General features: G+C 65.5%; 15 protein-coding genes and 1 pseudogene. 11 read left to right on the top strand and 5 right to left on the bottom strand.

What is annotated here, in order from left to right; translation table 11 throughout:
- The 7 genes and pseudogenes from AC1DW9_RS08905 to AC1DW9_RS08875 all read left to right on the top strand — a co-directional run.
- Positions 1-448: integrase core domain-containing protein (locus AC1DW9_RS08905; protein ID WP_476855072.1), on the top strand; the 448-nt coding region annotated here is incomplete at its 5' end.
- Positions 449-498: 50 nt separating this feature from the next.
- Positions 499-837: pseudogene (locus tag AC1DW9_RS08900) on the top strand (S8 family serine peptidase); the annotation flags it as partial.
- 47 nt (positions 838-884) lie between these two features.
- Positions 885-1,454 (top strand): RNA polymerase sigma factor, encoded by a 570-nt coding sequence (locus tag AC1DW9_RS08895; RefSeq protein ID WP_476775373.1) that lies wholly within the window; start codon positions 885-887, stop codon positions 1,452-1,454.
- A complete protein-coding gene (locus tag AC1DW9_RS08890; RefSeq protein WP_476775372.1) occupies positions 1,451-2,260 on the top strand; it encodes an anti-sigma factor family protein in 810 nt (269 codons plus the stop codon). The genes AC1DW9_RS08895 and AC1DW9_RS08890 overlap by 4 nt, the downstream gene beginning before the upstream one ends.
- A 152-nt stretch (positions 2,261-2,412) precedes the next feature.
- Positions 2,413-2,646, top strand: a complete 234-nt coding sequence (locus AC1DW9_RS08885) for a hypothetical protein (RefSeq protein WP_476775371.1) — start codon at positions 2,413-2,415, stop codon at positions 2,644-2,646.
- Positions 2,613-2,852 (top strand): hypothetical protein, encoded by a 240-nt coding sequence (locus tag AC1DW9_RS08880; RefSeq protein ID WP_476775370.1) that lies wholly within the window; start codon positions 2,613-2,615, stop codon positions 2,850-2,852. The genes AC1DW9_RS08885 and AC1DW9_RS08880 overlap by 34 nt, the downstream gene beginning before the upstream one ends.
- Positions 2,853-3,217: 365 nt before the next feature.
- Positions 3,218-3,937, top strand: a complete 720-nt coding sequence (locus tag AC1DW9_RS08875) for a response regulator (RefSeq protein WP_476775369.1) — start codon at positions 3,218-3,220, stop codon at positions 3,935-3,937.
- On the opposite strand, the gene AC1DW9_RS08870 is transcribed toward AC1DW9_RS08875, so the two are convergent.
- Together AC1DW9_RS08870 and AC1DW9_RS08865 are read right to left on the bottom strand one after the other, a co-directional pair.
- Complete coding sequence (locus AC1DW9_RS08870) at positions 3,901-6,591, bottom strand: ATP-binding protein (protein WP_476775368.1); 2,691 nt, start codon at positions 6,589-6,591, stop codon at positions 3,901-3,903. The two genes, AC1DW9_RS08875 and AC1DW9_RS08870, sit on opposite strands and share 37 nt — an antisense overlap.
- On the bottom strand, positions 6,588-7,484 hold the full coding sequence (locus AC1DW9_RS08865) for an ABC transporter substrate-binding protein (protein WP_476775367.1): 897 nt from the start codon (positions 7,482-7,484) through the stop codon (positions 6,588-6,590). The genes AC1DW9_RS08870 and AC1DW9_RS08865 overlap by 4 nt, the downstream gene beginning before the upstream one ends.
- Positions 7,485-8,076: 592 nt before the next feature.
- On the opposite strand from AC1DW9_RS08865, the gene AC1DW9_RS08860 reads away from it, so the two are divergent.
- A complete protein-coding gene (locus AC1DW9_RS08860; protein WP_476775366.1) occupies positions 8,077-10,614 on the top strand; it encodes a methyl-accepting chemotaxis protein in 2,538 nt (845 codons plus the stop codon).
- A 199-nt stretch (positions 10,615-10,813) separates the two neighbouring features.
- On the opposite strand, the gene AC1DW9_RS08855 is transcribed toward AC1DW9_RS08860, so the two are convergent.
- Complete coding sequence (locus tag AC1DW9_RS08855) at positions 10,814-11,056, bottom strand: DUF2312 domain-containing protein (protein WP_043233170.1); 243 nt, start codon at positions 11,054-11,056, stop codon at positions 10,814-10,816.
- A gap of 110 nt (positions 11,057-11,166) precedes the next feature.
- Complete coding sequence (locus AC1DW9_RS08850; protein WP_476768270.1) at positions 11,167-11,961, bottom strand: N-formylglutamate amidohydrolase; 795 nt, start codon at positions 11,959-11,961, stop codon at positions 11,167-11,169.
- Between the two features lie 173 nt (positions 11,962-12,134).
- On the opposite strand from AC1DW9_RS08850, the gene AC1DW9_RS08845 reads away from it, so the two are divergent.
- The 3 genes from AC1DW9_RS08845 to pyk are packed head-to-tail and all read left to right on the top strand — an operon-like array spanning position 12,135 to position 15,297.
- The gene (locus AC1DW9_RS08845) at positions 12,135-13,391 is read left to right on the top strand and encodes a glycerate kinase type-2 family protein (protein ID WP_441504349.1); all 1,257 of its coding nucleotides are present in this window, start codon (positions 12,135-12,137) and stop codon (positions 13,389-13,391) included.
- A gap of 6 nt (positions 13,392-13,397) precedes the next feature.
- Positions 13,398-13,847 carry a DUF1036 domain-containing protein gene (locus AC1DW9_RS08840; protein ID WP_441487925.1) on the top strand — a complete coding sequence of 150 codons (450 nt, stop codon included), beginning with the start codon at positions 13,398-13,400 and terminating at the stop codon, positions 13,845-13,847.
- A 10-nt stretch (positions 13,848-13,857) separates the two neighbouring features.
- Positions 13,858-15,297, top strand: coding sequence for a pyruvate kinase (pyk, locus tag AC1DW9_RS08835; RefSeq protein ID WP_441487924.1), 1,440 nt, complete (start codon positions 13,858-13,860; stop codon positions 15,295-15,297).
- A 100-nt stretch (positions 15,298-15,397) separates the two neighbouring features.
- On the opposite strand, the gene AC1DW9_RS08830 is transcribed toward pyk, so the two are convergent.
- A complete protein-coding gene (locus AC1DW9_RS08830; protein ID WP_441504348.1) occupies positions 15,398-16,366 on the bottom strand; it encodes an alpha/beta fold hydrolase in 969 nt (322 codons plus the stop codon).
- Positions 16,367-16,383: the final 17 nt, after the last annotated feature.

The raw sequence follows: 16,383 nt of genomic DNA, 5'->3' as shown, positions 1-16,383 counted from the left end.
GATCGGCGCAGACTTCCTGCGGGCTGTGGCCGAGGTATTCCCCTACCAGATACACACGGTCCTTACCGATAACGGCATGGCTTTCGCTGATCTGCCCAAGAACCGTTCCGGTCCGACAGCCATGATGCGCGGCCATCCCTTCGACCGCGCTTGCTGGGAGCTCGGCATCGAGCACCGACTGACCAAACCCTATCATCCATGGACCAACGGCCAGGCCGAACGGATGAACCGCACAATCAAGGACGCCACGATCAAGATCTTCCACTACGATTGCCTGGAAAGCCTGAAGGCCCACGTCCTGGTCTTCGTTACCGCCTACAACTTCGCCAAGCATCTCAAGGCGCTGCGATGGCGAACGCCCTATCAGGCCATCTGCGACGCCTGGATCAGTGACCCGTCACCCTTCAAAATCAATCCGCACCATCTCATCCCGAGACCGCACACCTAGTCGCCGCCGCCGTCAATGACGGGCCGGGCACCGAGCCGCGTTATCCCGCGGCCTATCCATGGGCGGTCGCGGTGACGGCCATCGACCGCGAGCGCCAAGTCTTCGCCCGCGCGAATCGCGGCGCACATATCGCATTTGCGGCCCCTGGCGTGCGTATCCAGATGCCCGACAAGGCCTTGCGCCCAGGTCGGCTGCGTTCGGGAACCTCCTATGCCGCGCCACTGGTCGCCCTCGCGTTCTCACAGCGCCGCTCCGCCGATCAGGGCGCGACGCCGCAGATGCTCGTGGCAGTACTGTCCAGCGAGGCGACCGATCTCGGGGAGCCGGGCCGCGACCCTGTCTTTGGCTGGGGTCTGCTGGAATGCCGGCCGCAGCCCGCGCAGCCATAGGTCGATGCGCGATCTTGCCTGCTGATCCTGACGACAAGGATACGACTTTGGACATCGTCCAATCCCATATGACGGCTTCCACCGGAACGACGGCCGCGTCGGCAGGCACCGAGCCGCCCCTGTCGGCCTTCGCCAGAGAGCTTGTGGCCTTGCTGCCGAGGCTGCGCCGGTTCGCGCTCTCCCTGACCCGCTCGGCCAGCGAGGCCGACGATCTCGCCCAGGCAACTTGCGAGCGGGCCCTCAAGGCACAGGCGCTCTGGCAACCCGGTACCCGGCTCGATGCCTGGCTGTTCAGGATTGCACGCAACCTCTGGATCGACTCGCTCCGCAAGCGCCGTAGCGAAGGACAAAGCGAGGCTCTCGAGGACCATCTCGATCTCGCCGGGGAAGACGGCCGGCATGTCGGCGACGTCGCCTTGACCGTCGATTCCGTTCAACAGGCACTGGGAGCCATGCCGTCCGACCATCGCGAACTGCTGATGATGGTCTGTGTCGACGGAAAGAGCTACCGCGAAGCCTCGCAGCAGCTCTCGATCCCGCTCGGCACGGTCATGAGCCGGCTCTCGCGAGCCCGCCAGGGCCTCGCGGCGAAACTTGGAATGGACAAGACATCATGACGAGCGCGGTTTCGGACGAAATGTTGCTGGCCCTGGCCGACGGCGAACTCGAGAAGGCCACGGCCGATGCGCTGCATGCGCGGGTCATGGCCGAGCCAGAACTCGCCGAGCGCTTTGCCCTGTTCGTGGAAAGCCGGGCGCTGCTGGAGGACGCCGGCAGCTCCGATCAGGCCGTGCCGCCGCACCTGCTCGCAGCGATTCGCGCCGCCGACGGAGCCAGGCCAGGTCGGCATGGCCTGGCAGTGATCGAGGTCGGCGCCACCCTCGCAGCGCCCGCCCCGGCCGTCTCCCCGCGCTCCCTCCCGCGCCGCCCGAGCTGGCAACTGCCTCTGGCAGCCTGCTTTGCGCTGCTTGTCGGCGGTATCGCCGGTTACCGGATCGGCTCGGAAACGCCTGGCAACCCGGACCCCAGCGGCGTCGCCCTGTTCCAATCGGCCCGCGCGGCTCTCGACACGGCGCTCGGCAGCTCGGCAAGTGGCAGCAGCACATCATGGTCGCACGGTGCTGCCGGCGGCAGCATCGCGCTGGTCTCGTCACATCGACTGGGAGACGGCACGCTCTGCCGCGAATATACGCTCGCCAGCGCCGCGCAGGGCGCAGATCGCTGGAAGGGCATCGATTGCCGCGTCGAGGGTCGCTGGCGCACCGAGCTTGTCATTGCCACCCCCTCGTCGGGGGGTGGGTATCGCCCTGCCAGCGGAGACAGCGCAGCGGACGCTTTCCTGCAGGACCGCAATGCGGAAGGCCCTCTCGCCCCGGCTGCGGAAGCAGAACTCCTGAACGCACTGGCTCGACCGAAACGCTGATCCTGCCTGCGCTTTGCCCCCCGAAAGGCCATGATGCCTGCCCTTTGGTGGCAACTCGCTGTCGTCCCGACCATGGAGAATGGAATGGCACCCCTTGCTTGACGCACCGCCCCCATCTCTCCCTTCCCATTTGACAACGGGACCGACAGACCGTGACCGATCCAATCGACAGCTATGTCGACCGAGCCATCGCCTGGGCGACGGCTCGCCTCGGCAATCCCGACTACGCCTTCCGCTGCCTTGCCTTCGTCGAGGATGCCTACGAGGCCGGTAACGCCATCGAGATCTTCGGCGGCAGTACTGCAAAGGAATCCGCGGACGAGTATGCGTCACCGAGCCACAGCCGGCTGCGGTGCCGCGCGGCGCCTTCGTTTTCTACGACATGACGGGTGAGCTCTTCGGCCGGCGCGCCAACTGGGGCCATGTCGGCCTTCACCTTGGCGACGGCCGGGTGGTGCATGCCTGGGACGAGGTGCGCATCGACGGCTATCTCGCCGTTCAGGCGCTTGAGGTGGCTCCCCGCTGGACCCAACCCCGCTATGTCGGCTGGGCCGCGCCGGAGCGCCTGCTGCGCGGCCATCGCATCAAATAAAGCAACCCGCGCAAGGGCTGCTGCGAGCAGTCGCCCTTGCGCACCCGAACGGCCATTCGCATGCATGTGATCAGCGTTTGGACATGTTTGCCCTCGGAAAGTGTCTCCCTTTGAAATAGGCCTTTGAACCGAGGATGCCGGCCATGCCATGGAAGAAGCACGAGTCCCAAAGGGCGCTGTCCGGCTGGCCAGGGCGACTTGCCGACTATCCGCAGGCAAACCGCCCCGCTTCGATTGGAAAGCGAACAGCCGTTCACAAACGGGGCTTTGGCAGGTTGCAGCGCGTCAGTCGCTGTTGGATCGTCCGCTCCATGATGTAGCACGGCCTCGTTGACGTTCGGATGGCCAGGGAAGACCAAGGACCGATGGATACGACACCCCGCGAGCGGCTCGTCATCGTCGAAGATGACCCCGTCACCCGCGCGGTCATCGCGGGATATTTCATCGACCAGGGGTTTCACGTCCAGGAGGCGGAGACCATCGCCCAGGCCAGGCGGACGATCCAGCGCTTCAAGCCGGAACTGATCTTCATCGACGTCGTCTTGCCTGATGGAGACGGGTTCGAGCTGGCAAAGGAGCTTCAATCGGTTTCCGACGCCGGAATCATCTTCGTGACGCGTCGCGATGCCGACATCGATCGGATCGTCGGCCTCGAGCTTGCCGGTGACCACTATGTCAACAAGCCCGTCGACCTGCGTGACCTTCTCGCCAGAACCCGCTCCCTGCTGCGGCGCCGCAAGATCGAGCGGGACATGGCCCGGCGCAGCACCACGGCCACCTTTGGCCCCTTCATCATGGATTTTCTGCGGCGTGAGCTCGCGACGATCAATGGCGACCCCATTCGCCTGACGCGAGGCGAGTTCGACTTGCTTGCAGCTCTCGTCGAAAGCGATGGCCGCCCCTTGAGTCGCGACTATCTGATCGAGGTCGTCAGCAATCGCTATACCGATGTCGACGCGCGAAGTGTGGATGCCTTGGTCGCGCGTCTGCGGAGGAAGCTGGGACATGGTGGAAAGCCGGGCATGATCGCGACCGTCAGCGGGATCGGCTACAAGCTCGGCATGCCAGTCGAACGCAACACCTGACGGGCCGCTCCGGCTGCCGACCTGTCCCCGAACCCGTCCAGGGTCTCCAGCGCCTCGCTACGGTCGCGGTCGAGCGCTTCGATGGCGAGGATAAGCTCCTCGCGATCGGCGACCATTGCGTCGCGCTCCAGCGCACTGGCTTGTGCGAAGACACGCCCGAGGCCGACGGCCCCGGCGGAACTCGCGAGCTGGTGAGCCAATCGGCTAAGTTCGGCCCGGTCGACAGCCCGGAGCGCCGCCCGCATCCCCTTCAGGATTTTCTCGGATACGGTCGCGAAGAGCGCCACGAGTTGCCGCGTGCGCTCGCTTCCGATCAGTCGACTCTGGGTCTGGAAGAAGCTTGCGTCGACCGGCTGGTCCACTGAGAGGGACACGACCGGACCTTGGCCGCTGCGACTGCTCCCGCGCCCTATGACCTGTAGCAGCGCTACAGAAGTAATGGGCTTGGACAGGATCGCCGTCAGCCCCGCTGCTCGCATCCGCCGCATCGTCTCCGGGGAGACATCGGCCGTCAGCGCGACGATCCGGGGTTGCGTGATGTTCGGCAGCTCGCGGACCGCAAGCGCGGTTTCGATTCCGTCGATTCCGCTCATGTGCATATCGAGCAGGACAATGTCGAAGGCGCGATTACGCAGCGTTGCCAGGGCAGCTTCGCCCGAGGCCACGGCCTGCACTTTGTGGCCGGCCTTCCCGACCATGACCCGGGCGACCTCTCGCGTCACAGGATCATCGTCGACCACGAGCACGCGTTGCAGCTGCGCCGTCGCCATAGGCCCGGACCGCGCGGCGGCCTTGGCCGCAACCATCGGCAAACGGACAATGAAGGTGCTGCCTTGCCCGCGACCGCTGACGACGGAAATCGTGCCGCCCATCAGTTCGCTCAGCTTGCTGCAAATCGCCAACCCGAGCCCGACCCCGCCATTGCGCCGGCCCGTGTCCGGGTCGACCTGCACAAAGTCGTGGAAGATGTGGCGTTGCATCGCCGGCTCGATGCCTATGCCGGTATCGCGGACCGTGAGCGTCAATTCTGAATTTTCCGCAGATGGACAAGGCTGGAGCTCAGCGCCGAATTCGATTCCGCCACGCTCCGTGAAACTGATCGCATTGCGCAAGAGATTGATCAGAATCCGGTGGATCTTGCCGGGATCGCCGTGCAACTGCAGGCCGCCGGCTGGGGGCAGACGCAGTGTCAGGACAAGTCCCTTCTGCTCGGCGAGGGGGCGCATCAGCGCCGCGGCGGCGTTCAGGAGCGCGCCCAACTCGAAATTGCGCAGATCCAGGCTTTCGGTTCCTGCCTCCAGCCGGGACAGGTCAAGCGTCGCATTGGCCAGATCGACCAGGGCCTCGCCCGAGGTCGCCGCCATGGCGACGAGGCGGCGATCGCGTTGGCTCAGGCGACCACGGTCGAGAAGCTCCAGAACCCCGAGTACGCCCGAGAGCGGCGTGCGGATATCGTGGCCGACAACCGCCAGAAACCGGGACTTTGCCCGCGTCGCCTCTTCTGCCGCCCGTTGTCCGGCCGAAGCAAGCTCGAGAGCGGCCTCCAGGGCCGCTGTACGCTCCGTGACCTTGTCCTCCAGAACCGCGCGGCTTTCCTCGAGGCGCTGAGCCATCAGGTTGAACTGCTCGCCGAGCTGCTGCAATTCATCGCCGGTGTTGATGCTGATCCGCTCGTCCAATTCGCCTCGGCCAATCCGCGCGGCGCCGTCGCCGAGGGCCTTGATCGGGGCGACAAGTTTCCGGCTCAAGATGATGCCGGCCAGCACGGCAGCGGACAGTGCGAGGACCAGAAGCACCAGCGAGCGCAGGAGCGACGCCTTGATCGATGCGAAAGCTTCACTCTCTGGCAGGTCGATCACCACCTTCCAGTCGAGGTCCGGGACCGAAGCCATCACGGACAGCACTTTCCGGCCTTCGATATCCGTCATCGAAAGTCCTGCACCGGTCACTCCGGCCGCCTCATGCGCACTCACCAGGCTGGCAAGATTGGTGTTCCTTAGTACGAAGCGCAGATCGGGATGCGCGATCAACCGCCCGGAACCCGTGACGATATACGCGCGACCGGTCTCACCGACCTTCAGCCGGGACACCAGATCACGGATGAAGACGAGGTTGACGGTCGCCTGTGCAACCCAGTGCGGAGATGCCGCTCGCTTGAGCAGCATCATATAGGGTTCCGAGCCGCGCCGGAATTGGACATCGCTGTAATAGCCGCCCTGCGCCAGGGCGGCCTGGAAACCCTGATCAGTCGACCAGTTGACGTCGCCACCGGTTTGGTCGCGGCTGACGCGCGAAAGCGAGAGTTGCTCGCGTCCCGCCGGATCGATCTGGCGTAATTCGAGAATGGCCGGAACCTGCCGCAGCAGCCGCAGGCCGTCGAGGCGGCGTTCCTCGAGTGGAGTGTTGCTCGCGCCGCTTTGGGAGATCCAGTCCAGGTGTTGCATGATCTCCGCCACGAAGGCGCCGATCCGCTGCGCTGCGGCCTGGGCCTGCTCCTGCTGAACGCGCACCACCAGCGCCCTCTGATCCGAGAAGGCGAAGAACGTTGCAATTGCCGTATTGAGCCCAAGCGCGAGGCAGATCGCGACTCCGACGAAAACCGCATATTTGCGGGTAAGAGCACCTCGCGGCCGAGAAGTCTCGCCCTGCGTCACGAAACGATCCGTGTCGCGCGAATCCGGAGCGAAAGCGGCACGCTCAATCCCAGGGATGCGGCGGCCATTTCGTTGATGACCAGTTCGAAGCTGCGCGAGAACTGCACCGGCAACTCGGCGACATTCGCACCACGCAAGATAAGGTCGCTATAGGATGCGATGAGGTCGCTCGCCTCGTCCCGCCCCCCCGTATACGACATCAGCCCGCCCTGGCGCGTGAAGGTGTCGAACGGATAGATGGCAGGAAGGCGATGCCGGGCGCTGGCCTTGGCACATTGCGCCGCGTGGCGGAACGTGAAGCTGTCGGGCAGGAACACCAGCCCGCCATCGCTGCCCTGTCCTGCGAAGTCCGCGATCGCGCCCTCGATGCCGTTCAGGTCCATCACTGCCACCGGGCCAAGAGACAACCGAGCATAGGCAGCCGCCGCCCTCAGGCGCGCGAGATAGGTTTCACCTGCTGCAGGKGTCGTGCGCGGATTGAATACCACGCCGACCCTGCGTGTCTCGGGCGCAATCTCGGTCAACAATTCCAGCCATTTATCCGCCATGACCGGGTCGTTGTTGCTGAACCCCGTGGCATTACCCTCCGGCCGCTCCAGAGAACGCACGAAGCCGCTCCCGACCGGATCAGAGGCCGTGCCGAACAGCACCGGCATCGTCCGGGTCAACGCGAGGACAGCAGCGGTTTCGGCACTGGAGCTGACGATGATGATATCGGGATTGTCCCGGACCAACTCCGCCGCCGCTCGCGCAAGATCGGCCTCGCTCGAGCCCGAGAATCGCGTGCCCAAGCGCAGGTTCTGGCCCTCGATCCAGCCTCGCTCGGCGAGGCGTTGTCGGATTTCCTGCAACCTCGCCTGGACGATCGGGGTGTCCAGCGGGAGGCTGATCATGACCGCGATATGCTTGAGGCGTTCGGTCGCGCGCACCGGCTGCGCAAACGCAGTGACTCCGCACGACGCCAAACCGGCCAGAAAGGAACGACGACGCATACGGGCAAGTCGGGGCAATGTGGAGGGCAAGGGCAGCTTCGCACGCAGCGACGAAAGCGTCGAGAGCGAGTTCCACCACTTTCAACGCGGAGTGCACGCGTCAGGAGTGCGCGCGTCTTGGCGCCAGAGCCGGAAGGCGAAGCACTCTCGCGTGGAAGCGCGAAGGAGCGTGACAGCTATTGTGTCCGACAGCCCGCGCATCGAAGACCACGGCATGGGCGCCCAGCCGCGCCCCGCGAAGCGCGCGGGGTTCGATACGTCATTGCGCACATCGCCGCCGGCCCAAGAACCAAGCCTCTGACGCCCGACCTTCGGCATCCCTCACCGCATCAATAGAATTGGCGCCCGCGATATCCAAGATCAGTCGAGCGAGAAACACAGACACTCGGCTTCGTGCAATAGAGGTAATCTTAACGGAACTCGCCGAATGATCCGGAAATGGTCGACCATGGCCGCAATTTTTGCCGACTAAACTTCGTTCTGGATGCGCATCATGATGTTTCCGAGCTCCATTCGACGATACCTGCTGGCGACGATGGCGGCAGTCTGCCTGCCAGGACTCGGTACGCTCGGCTACCTCGCCTACGATGCGGTCCGCGACGTGCGCACAAACCACCGGCTTTCCGGATTGGTCGAGGCTGACCGAGCCCTGTTGCTCACCGGGAATGCGATCCGTTCCGATCGTGGCAAGGCCCAAACAAGTCTGCAGGCAAACGACGATGCTGACACGACGATCCGCGCGATCGTGGAGACATCGCGAAACCAGATCGCAACGGCCGTAGCAAAACTCGGCGCCGCTGACCTGCCCGAGCATCGGGTTCTTGCCGAGGCCATCCTGCAGGCTGAAAAGGCCATGCAGGGGCGGATCCCCGATCTCAACGGGGAGGCGGCCAAGCCCCGGGCTCAGCGTAGCCTGGCCGCGACCATGCCTTGGTATAATGCGGTCGGAAACATTGAGGCAGCACTGACGAACGCCTCCGATGCGGCGTCGCTCGCGGTTCGGCTGGCCGATCCGGCACTCGCCGAACTCCAGGGTTTCAAGGCCACCGCCTGGCGGCTGCGCTCAAGTTACGGTACGCAATGCTCCTTGCTGCGTGCACCGCTTGGCTCCGGCCAGGTGCTGACACCGGTACAGTGGAAGCAGCTTGGCGAATTGCGCGGCGCAAGCAATGCCGCCCAGGCCCAACTGAGGCAGCTTGCGACACGTGTCGGTGTTTCGCCCGACCTCGCTCGCAAAGTTGAGGTCGCGACCGGAGAAGTCGCCACCGCAAACCAGACGATGGACCAGCTCCTTGGCAAGCTCGGCCAGGGTAGCGGCGCCGTCATTGGCGCCCAGGACTGGACAACCATGTGCAATGGTCCGTTCGCCGCCATTGTTGACGCGGTAACCCAATCGCTCGACGACATGCAGGCGACCACGGCGGCACAGACCAATCATGCCCTGACCCGGCTCGCCCTGATTGGTGGTCTGCTGGTCGCGCTGCTGGGCCTCTGCGCAGCGAGCTGGCGCGGCATCCAGAAGCGCATTGCGAACCCGTTGACGGGCATGAATGAAGCGCTTGTCCGGATGCAGGATGGTGAGGTTGATAGGGCTGTTCCCGCCGCCCCCTGCCCCGACGAGGTCGGCGCTCTGAGCAATGCGCTCGAGGCGTACCGCGGGAATCTCGTCAAGGTCCGTGCTCTCGAAGAGCAGGAACGCGAAGCAGCGACAATGCGCCTGGCGCGGGCGCAATCGATGGAGGCTGTGGTTTCGGATGTCGGCGAAGTGGTGTCGGCCGCTGCGGCGGGCGACTTCTCGGCCCGGCTGGAGATCCATGACGCCGACCCGCAGATGCAGAAGCTCGTGGCCGGAATCAACGAGATCAATGCGGTGGTCGACAGCGCGACCAGCGAATTCGCCAAGGCACTGTCTGCTGTGGCCGCGGGCGATCTGACTGTGCATGTCGACACCGATTACCGTGGCAAGTTCGCGGAACTGAAGGGCGCGATCAACGAGACAGTCGACCGCCTCTCCACGACCGTGCGCACGATCCAGACAACCTCGGCCGAGGTCGAGCTGGCCGCACGCGAGATCAACCTGGGCGCCGATGATCTCTCCAAACGGACCGAGGAACAGGCGAGTTCGCTAGAGGAAACCGCCGCGACGACGGAGGAGTTGGCGGCCTCGGTGAAGGCTTCGGCTCAGGCCTCGCGCCAGGCTGCCTCGATCGCCAACGAGGCGATGGAGACGGCACAGTCTGGCGGCGCGATCGCGACCCGGGCGGTCGACGCCATGGCCCGCATCGAGAGTGCGTCCCAAAAGATCTCCGACATCATCAGGGTCATCGACGACATCGCCTTTCAGACCAACCTCCTCGCCTTGAACGCAGCGGTGGAAGCCGCCCGCGCCGGCGATGCCGGCAAGGGCTTCGCCGTCGTCGCCAGCGAGGTCCGCACGCTCGCGCAGCGCTCCGGCGAGGCGGCAAAGGACATCTCGGCCTTGATATCCTCTTCGAACACAGAGGTCGGAGATGGCGTCAAGCTGGTGCGCCAGGCGGGCGATGCGCTGACCCGGATCCTGGGAGCGTCGCAGAAAGTAGCAGCCACGATCGCCGACATCTCCTCGGCGGCAGGAGAGCAGGCCAACGGCATCGACGAAATGAGCCAGGCTGTGGCGCATCTCGACGAAATGACCCAGCAGAATGCGGCGCTAGCCGAACAGAGTGCTGCCTCGGCAGCTTCGCTGACCGGGCGCATCGCGCAGCTCAATGATCTCGTCGCGGCATTCAAGACCGGGCCTGAGGCGGCGGCTCTCGCCGATCTGCAGCCTCAGACGCCGGCAATCAAACTCTTCACCGCGCCGCCGCCGACGCGTGCGGGCGACAGGGTCGCGATGGCCGCGAATTCCGGGTCGGAACCGGCTCGCCTGCGCAGGCTGGCCCAGGCCGCCTTCGTTCAGGCCAAAGCTCCCCCTTCAGAGCCCGCCAGACCGGCGCCCGCCCGCAAGGTCGCTAACAGCCGAGCCGGCGATTCCGGTTGGGAAGAGTTCTGAGCGCGCCAAGCCGGGGCGGCGGGGAGAGCATCACCTCCGCGTCGCAACGCGTGGAATGCGGCCTCACTCAGAGTTGAGACGCACGCGATCAGAATGGATTCACCCCGACGCGAGAGCCGGGGTGAATCCAACTGTGAAACAGTATTCAGTGAGCTGACGAGGTCGATGTGCAAATTATCGAGGCTCGCCCAGGCAATGATCAGGCGCTCTCGCCGACGGCCTGAAGATAGAGCTCGAGGATGGCTTCCTCTTCCTGGCGCTCGTTCAGGTCGCGCTTGCGTAGCGCGACGACCTTGCGCAGCACCTTGACGTCGTAGCCATTGCCCTTGGCCTCGGCATAGACCTCCTTGATGTCGTCGGCGATCGTCTTCTTCTCTTCCTCGAGGCGCTCGATGCGCTGCACGATGCTCTTGAGCTGATCGCCCTGAACCGGATCGTCCATTCCAAAACCCTTCTCTATAGATTTGGCCGCAGGGGTTCGCCCGGATCGGGGGCCGGCGTCAAGCGCGAACCGCCCTTTGGCACAAAGTGCTCAACAGTCCTGCTGTCGCATCAGGCGATCGCGACAGCATTCAGCGCCGCAACGCAGGGCGGCACGATGCGGGCAAGGCGCAGCCCCCATTCCCGCGCGGCCTCCGGCGTCGCGATCAGGTCTTGCCGGATCTCGATCAGCGCATCAGGCAGGCCACGACGGGTGGCATGTCGGTCGATCGTGTCGCCCGGCAGGCCGCCACGATAGGGCTCATTGTCCCCGACGACGAGATCACTCTCGGCCTGGAAGGCGGCGATCAGCGGCTGGGCCAGCACCCCTGCCCGATCCCACAGCACCCCGACATGCCAGGGACGCGCCACCGCTTTCCAATAGGGTGTGAAGGAGTGCACCGAAACGATCGCCGGCGGATGGCCGGCGGCGACTGCCATCTCGACGGCGTGGTCGATCGCCGCGTCATAGGGGGCGTAATAGCGGGCGATCCGCGCTGCGATGCCGGCCTCGTCGATGCGGGCATTGCCGGGCACGATCGCACCATCAGACAGGCGCATGACCAGGGTGGGATCGTCGAGCCCGCGATTTGGATCGATCAGCAGCCGCGAGAAACTGGTCAGAATGGCCGGCGCGCCGGTCGCACGCGCCATGGCGCGCACCGCCTCGGCCGCACCGATATCATAGGCGATGTGGCGCGCGAGTTGTTCGGTCGGCAGCCCGAGCGATGCAAGCTCGGGCGGGATCGCGTTGGAGGCGTGATCGCACAACAACAGCATACCCGTCGCGGGATCGCCGGGAATGATCTCGACCTCGCCTGGGGCGAGCATTATGGCGGAATCCGCCATCGGGAAATCGGACCGCATCGGCGCTCCAAAAAGTATGATTAGATCGGCAAATGCCTGATGACGTCCGCCGGCCAGCGACATAGAAGAGCATACAACGAAAGTCGACCAAATCGACGTGACAGCGGGTGGAAGGCGGGGTGGACTTGCAGCAGGTGAGGAACGATTCGGCTGAGGCCCTGCGCATTGCGAGGATGATTTTCGATGCCGCCGTCGACCGCGCCCGCCCGTCCGGCTGCCTTCCCGCTCACCTGCCCGAACCACCCAGGAACGGCCGCCTGATCCTGCTCGCCGCCGGCAAGGCCGCCGGCAGCATGACCGCACTCGCGGAAGCGCATTATCTCGACTCCGGCCTGTCGCCCGAGCGCCTTGTTGGCCATGCCGTCGCCCGCCATGGCTACGAGACCGCGACGCGCCATGTTCCGATGGTCGCCGCCGGCCACCCGGTGCCGGACGAAGGCAGCATTCGCAGCGCCGAACGCGCGCTCGAACTCGCCCGCTCGGCAAGCGCGGATGATCTGGTGCTGGTGCTCCTCTCCGGCGGCGGCTCGGCCAACTGGGTCGCACCCGCAGGTGACCTGACGCTGGCGGAGAAGCAGGCAGTCAACAAGGCACTGCTGCGTTCCGGCGCGCCGATCGGCGAGATGAACATCGTCCGCAAGCGGCTCTCGCGCATCAAGGGCGGCCGTCTCGCGCTGGCCGCCGCGCCGGCCCGGCTCGTGACGCTCGCAATCTCGGACGTCCCCGGCGACGAGCCGACCGTGATCGCCTCGGGCCCGACCGTCCCCGATCCGAGCAGCATGGCCGATGCGCGCACCATCGTCGCGCGCTATGGGCTCGACCTGCCGCCAGCGGCGCGCGCGCTGCTTGCCCACGACGCCAGCGAAACCCCGAAGCCTGGCGACCCCGCCTTCGCCAGGAGCGTATTCCAGATCATCGCCCGGCCTCAGGACGCGATTGCGGCGGCGGTCGCAAATGCACGGGACGCGGGCTACGAGCCCATCGATCTCGGCGCCGATCTCGAAGGCGAGGCGCGCGAGGTTGCGGCCGACCATGCCGCGCTTGCCCTGCGCCTCAAGGCAGAGGCGCGGCGCGCCGCGATCATCTCCGGTGGCGAACTGACCGTGACCCTGCGCGGCAAGGGCCGCGGCGGCCCGAACCAGGAATATGCGTTGGCTCTGGCCATTGCGCTTGGCGGGGAGCCGGGCATCGTCGCGTTGTCCGGCGACACCGACGGCACCGATGGCGGCGGCGGCGAAGCGACCGACCCCGCTGGCGCGCTGATCGATGCGACGACATTGGCGCGAGCGGCGGAGCGCGGCCTCGTTCCTGCCCAATCGCTGGCCGACAACGATTCCACCGGCTTCTTCGAGGCCATTGGCGACCTGCTGCGGACGGGACCGACCTTGACCAATGTGAATGATTGCCGCGTCATCCTGATCGACCCTTAGACGATCATGACGAGCCGATTCGACCGATCTCTCTTGCGCCTCGGCCTGCTGCTGGCCTGCCTTCTCGGAAGCGCGGCTCCCGCGCTCGCCGATCTGCGGATGTGCAACACCACGGGCAGTCGCGTCGGTGTCGCCATCGGCTATCGCGATGCGCAGGGCTGGGTCACCGAAGGCTGGTGGAACATCGCGCCGCGCGGCTGCGAGACCCTGCTGCGCGGCACGCTCGCGGCAAGGTTCTACTACGTGCACGCCATCGACTACGACAAGGGTGGCGAATGGACCGGCAAATCCATCATGTGCACGCGCAACAAGGAATTTACGATCCGAGGCATCGAGGACTGCCTCGCCCGCGGATATGACCGGTCCGGCTTCTTCGAGGTCGATACCGGCGAGCAGAAGAGCTGGACCATCCAGCTGACCGATTCCACCCCCGGCGCAACGCCGCCGCGACCATGAGGACATAAGAATGAGGCGCGAACGCCGGATCAAGATCATCGCTACGCTGGGTCCGGCTTCCGCCAGCGAGGAGATGTGCGCCAAACTGTTCGAAGCCGGCGTCGACGTCTTCCGGATCAATATGAGCCACACCCAGCGCGAGACGCTGCCGGAGCGGGTCGCCATGTTGCGTGGCCTGGAGGAGAAATTCCATCGCCCCGTCGGCATTCTCGCCGATCTGCAGGGACCGAAGCTGCGCGTCGGCCAGTTCGGTGGCGATGGTGGCGTAATGCTGGAAAAGGACGCGCGCTTCGTCCTCGATTCCGACCCTGCCCCCGGCGACGTGAAGCGCGTCTACCTGCCCCATCCCGAGATCCTGAGTGCGCTTGAGCCCGGCCACGCCCTCATCCTCGACGACGGCAAGATCCGTCTCGTCGTCGAGAAGGCGAGCCCCAAGCAGGCGGTGACCCGCGTCACGGTCGCTGGCAGGCTTTCATCGCGCAAGGGCGTCAGCCTGCCCGACACCACGATCCCGGTTTCGGCGATGACGGACAAGGACCGTTCCGACGCCGAAGCCGCAGCAGATGCCGGCGTCGACTGGATCGCGCTCTCCTTCGTCCAGCGCCCCGAGGACATGGCCGACCTGCGCAAGATCGTTCGCGGGCGGGCGCTCGCACTCGCCAAGATCGAAAAGCCGCAAGCGCTGCTCCGGCTTGAAGAGATCATCGAGGCGTCCGATGCGATCATGGTCGCGCGTGGTGATCTCGGCGTCGAGATGCCGCTGGAAAAGGTGCCGGGCACGCAGAAGCGCATCACCCGCATGGCACGGCGCATGGGCAAGCCCGTCGTCGTCGCAACGCAGATGCTGGAAAGCATGATCACCGCTCCGGTGCCGACCCGCGCCGAGGTCTCCGACGTCGCGACTGCCGTCTTCGAGGGGGCCGACGCCGTGATGCTCTCGGCCGAGAGCGCTGCCGGACAATATCCGATCGAGGCGGTGACGATGATGAACCGCATCGCCGAGGAGGTGGAGAGTGAATCGATCTACCGCTCGATCCTCGAATCGCAACGCGCTGAGCCCGAGGCCACGGGCGCGGATGCCATCGCCAAGGCGGCCCACGAGATCGCCGATACGCTGAATCTCAAGGCCATCACCGCCTGGACCTCCTCGGGCTCGACCGCCTTCCGTATCGCCCGCGAGCGGCCGAACTCGACCGTCATCGCGCTGACGCCCAATCGCGGGACGGCGCGGCGCCTCACCCTGGTCTGGGGTGTGCACGCGGTCGTGACCAAGGACGCCAGCGACATCGACGATATGGCCTTCCGCGCTTGCAAATTCGCGGTCCGCGAAGGCTATGCCGCGGTCGGAGACCGCATCATCGTGGTTGCCGGTGTCCCGTTCGGCACGCCGGGCGCGACCAACATGGTGCGTATCGCCTTCATCGCGAAGGAGCACGTCGCCAAGGCCTGACGCCCTTAGATCATCGGACCGGATATCGTATCCGATGATCTGACCCTTTGTGTTGCATCGGCTTTCCCGAAAACCGCAATCCACTTTTCGGGCCGATGCCTTAGCGCGCGAATGCGAGGCTCGAGCGCGGTCCGGCCAACTGGTCGATTGCCTCGACGACGATTTCGGGCGCCGCGTGATGCGGCATATGCCCGACGCCCGGCAGCAGCACGAAGCGCCCCTGCGGCGCCTCGCGTGCGATCGCGGCGGAATGGATCACCGGAGACACGATCGCGTCGCTGTCCCCGGTGATCGCCACCACCGGAATCCTGAGATCGCGGTAGCGCGGAGCCTGTGCGCTGACGAAGGCGTGGGTCGCTGCGACATCCCGGGCATTCGCCTCGAAGGTCGAAGGGCGCAGCAGCAGCCGGATTTCGCCTGCTGCGACATAGCCGGGCGTGACCGGCCGCGGCGCAAAGACACTCTCGACACCGGAGCGCAAAAGGGCATCGGACGCCGGCACGCCGATCAATCGCGTGAAGACCGGGCCGATCACAGGCCATGAGGCCGCGTGATAATACCAGGCAATGCCGCCAGGCCAGGGGTGGGTCACGCCGCCAAGCAGGACAAGTCCGCGCAATCGCTCGGGGTGATCCAGTGCGATCCGCGTTGCGAGCGCTCCGGCCAGCGAATGAGCGACCAGCACGAAGGGCTCCGACAGGATCTGATCGAGAGCCTTCATGATGACTGTCGCCTGCTGAGCGGGATCAGCCATGGCGTTCTCGTCGATCCGATCGCTCCAGCCATGGCCCGGCCGGTCGAGCGCGATCACCCGGTAATGGCCAAGCTCGGGTCCGAGCGTCGCCAGCAGGTCGGCATGATCTGACGAGGCTCCGTGGACGAGCACGACGGTGCCGCGCATCTCGCCCACCGGCTTGCGCTCGACATAGTGCAGCCTGCCTCCTGGAAGCGTCAGGAAGCTGCCCTTGGGGGGATGCTGTCGTTCTGCTTCGACGCCAAGCCACTCCGTCCTGGCGAGCAGGCCGGCAACAAGAAGGGCAGGAAGAATGAGCAAGGCGCGCGGGAGCATGATTTGCTTACGTCGCC

The organism is Allobosea sp. P4_E12, from assembly GCF_056401655.1.
This window is presented reverse-complemented; position numbering and strand designations above follow the sequence as displayed.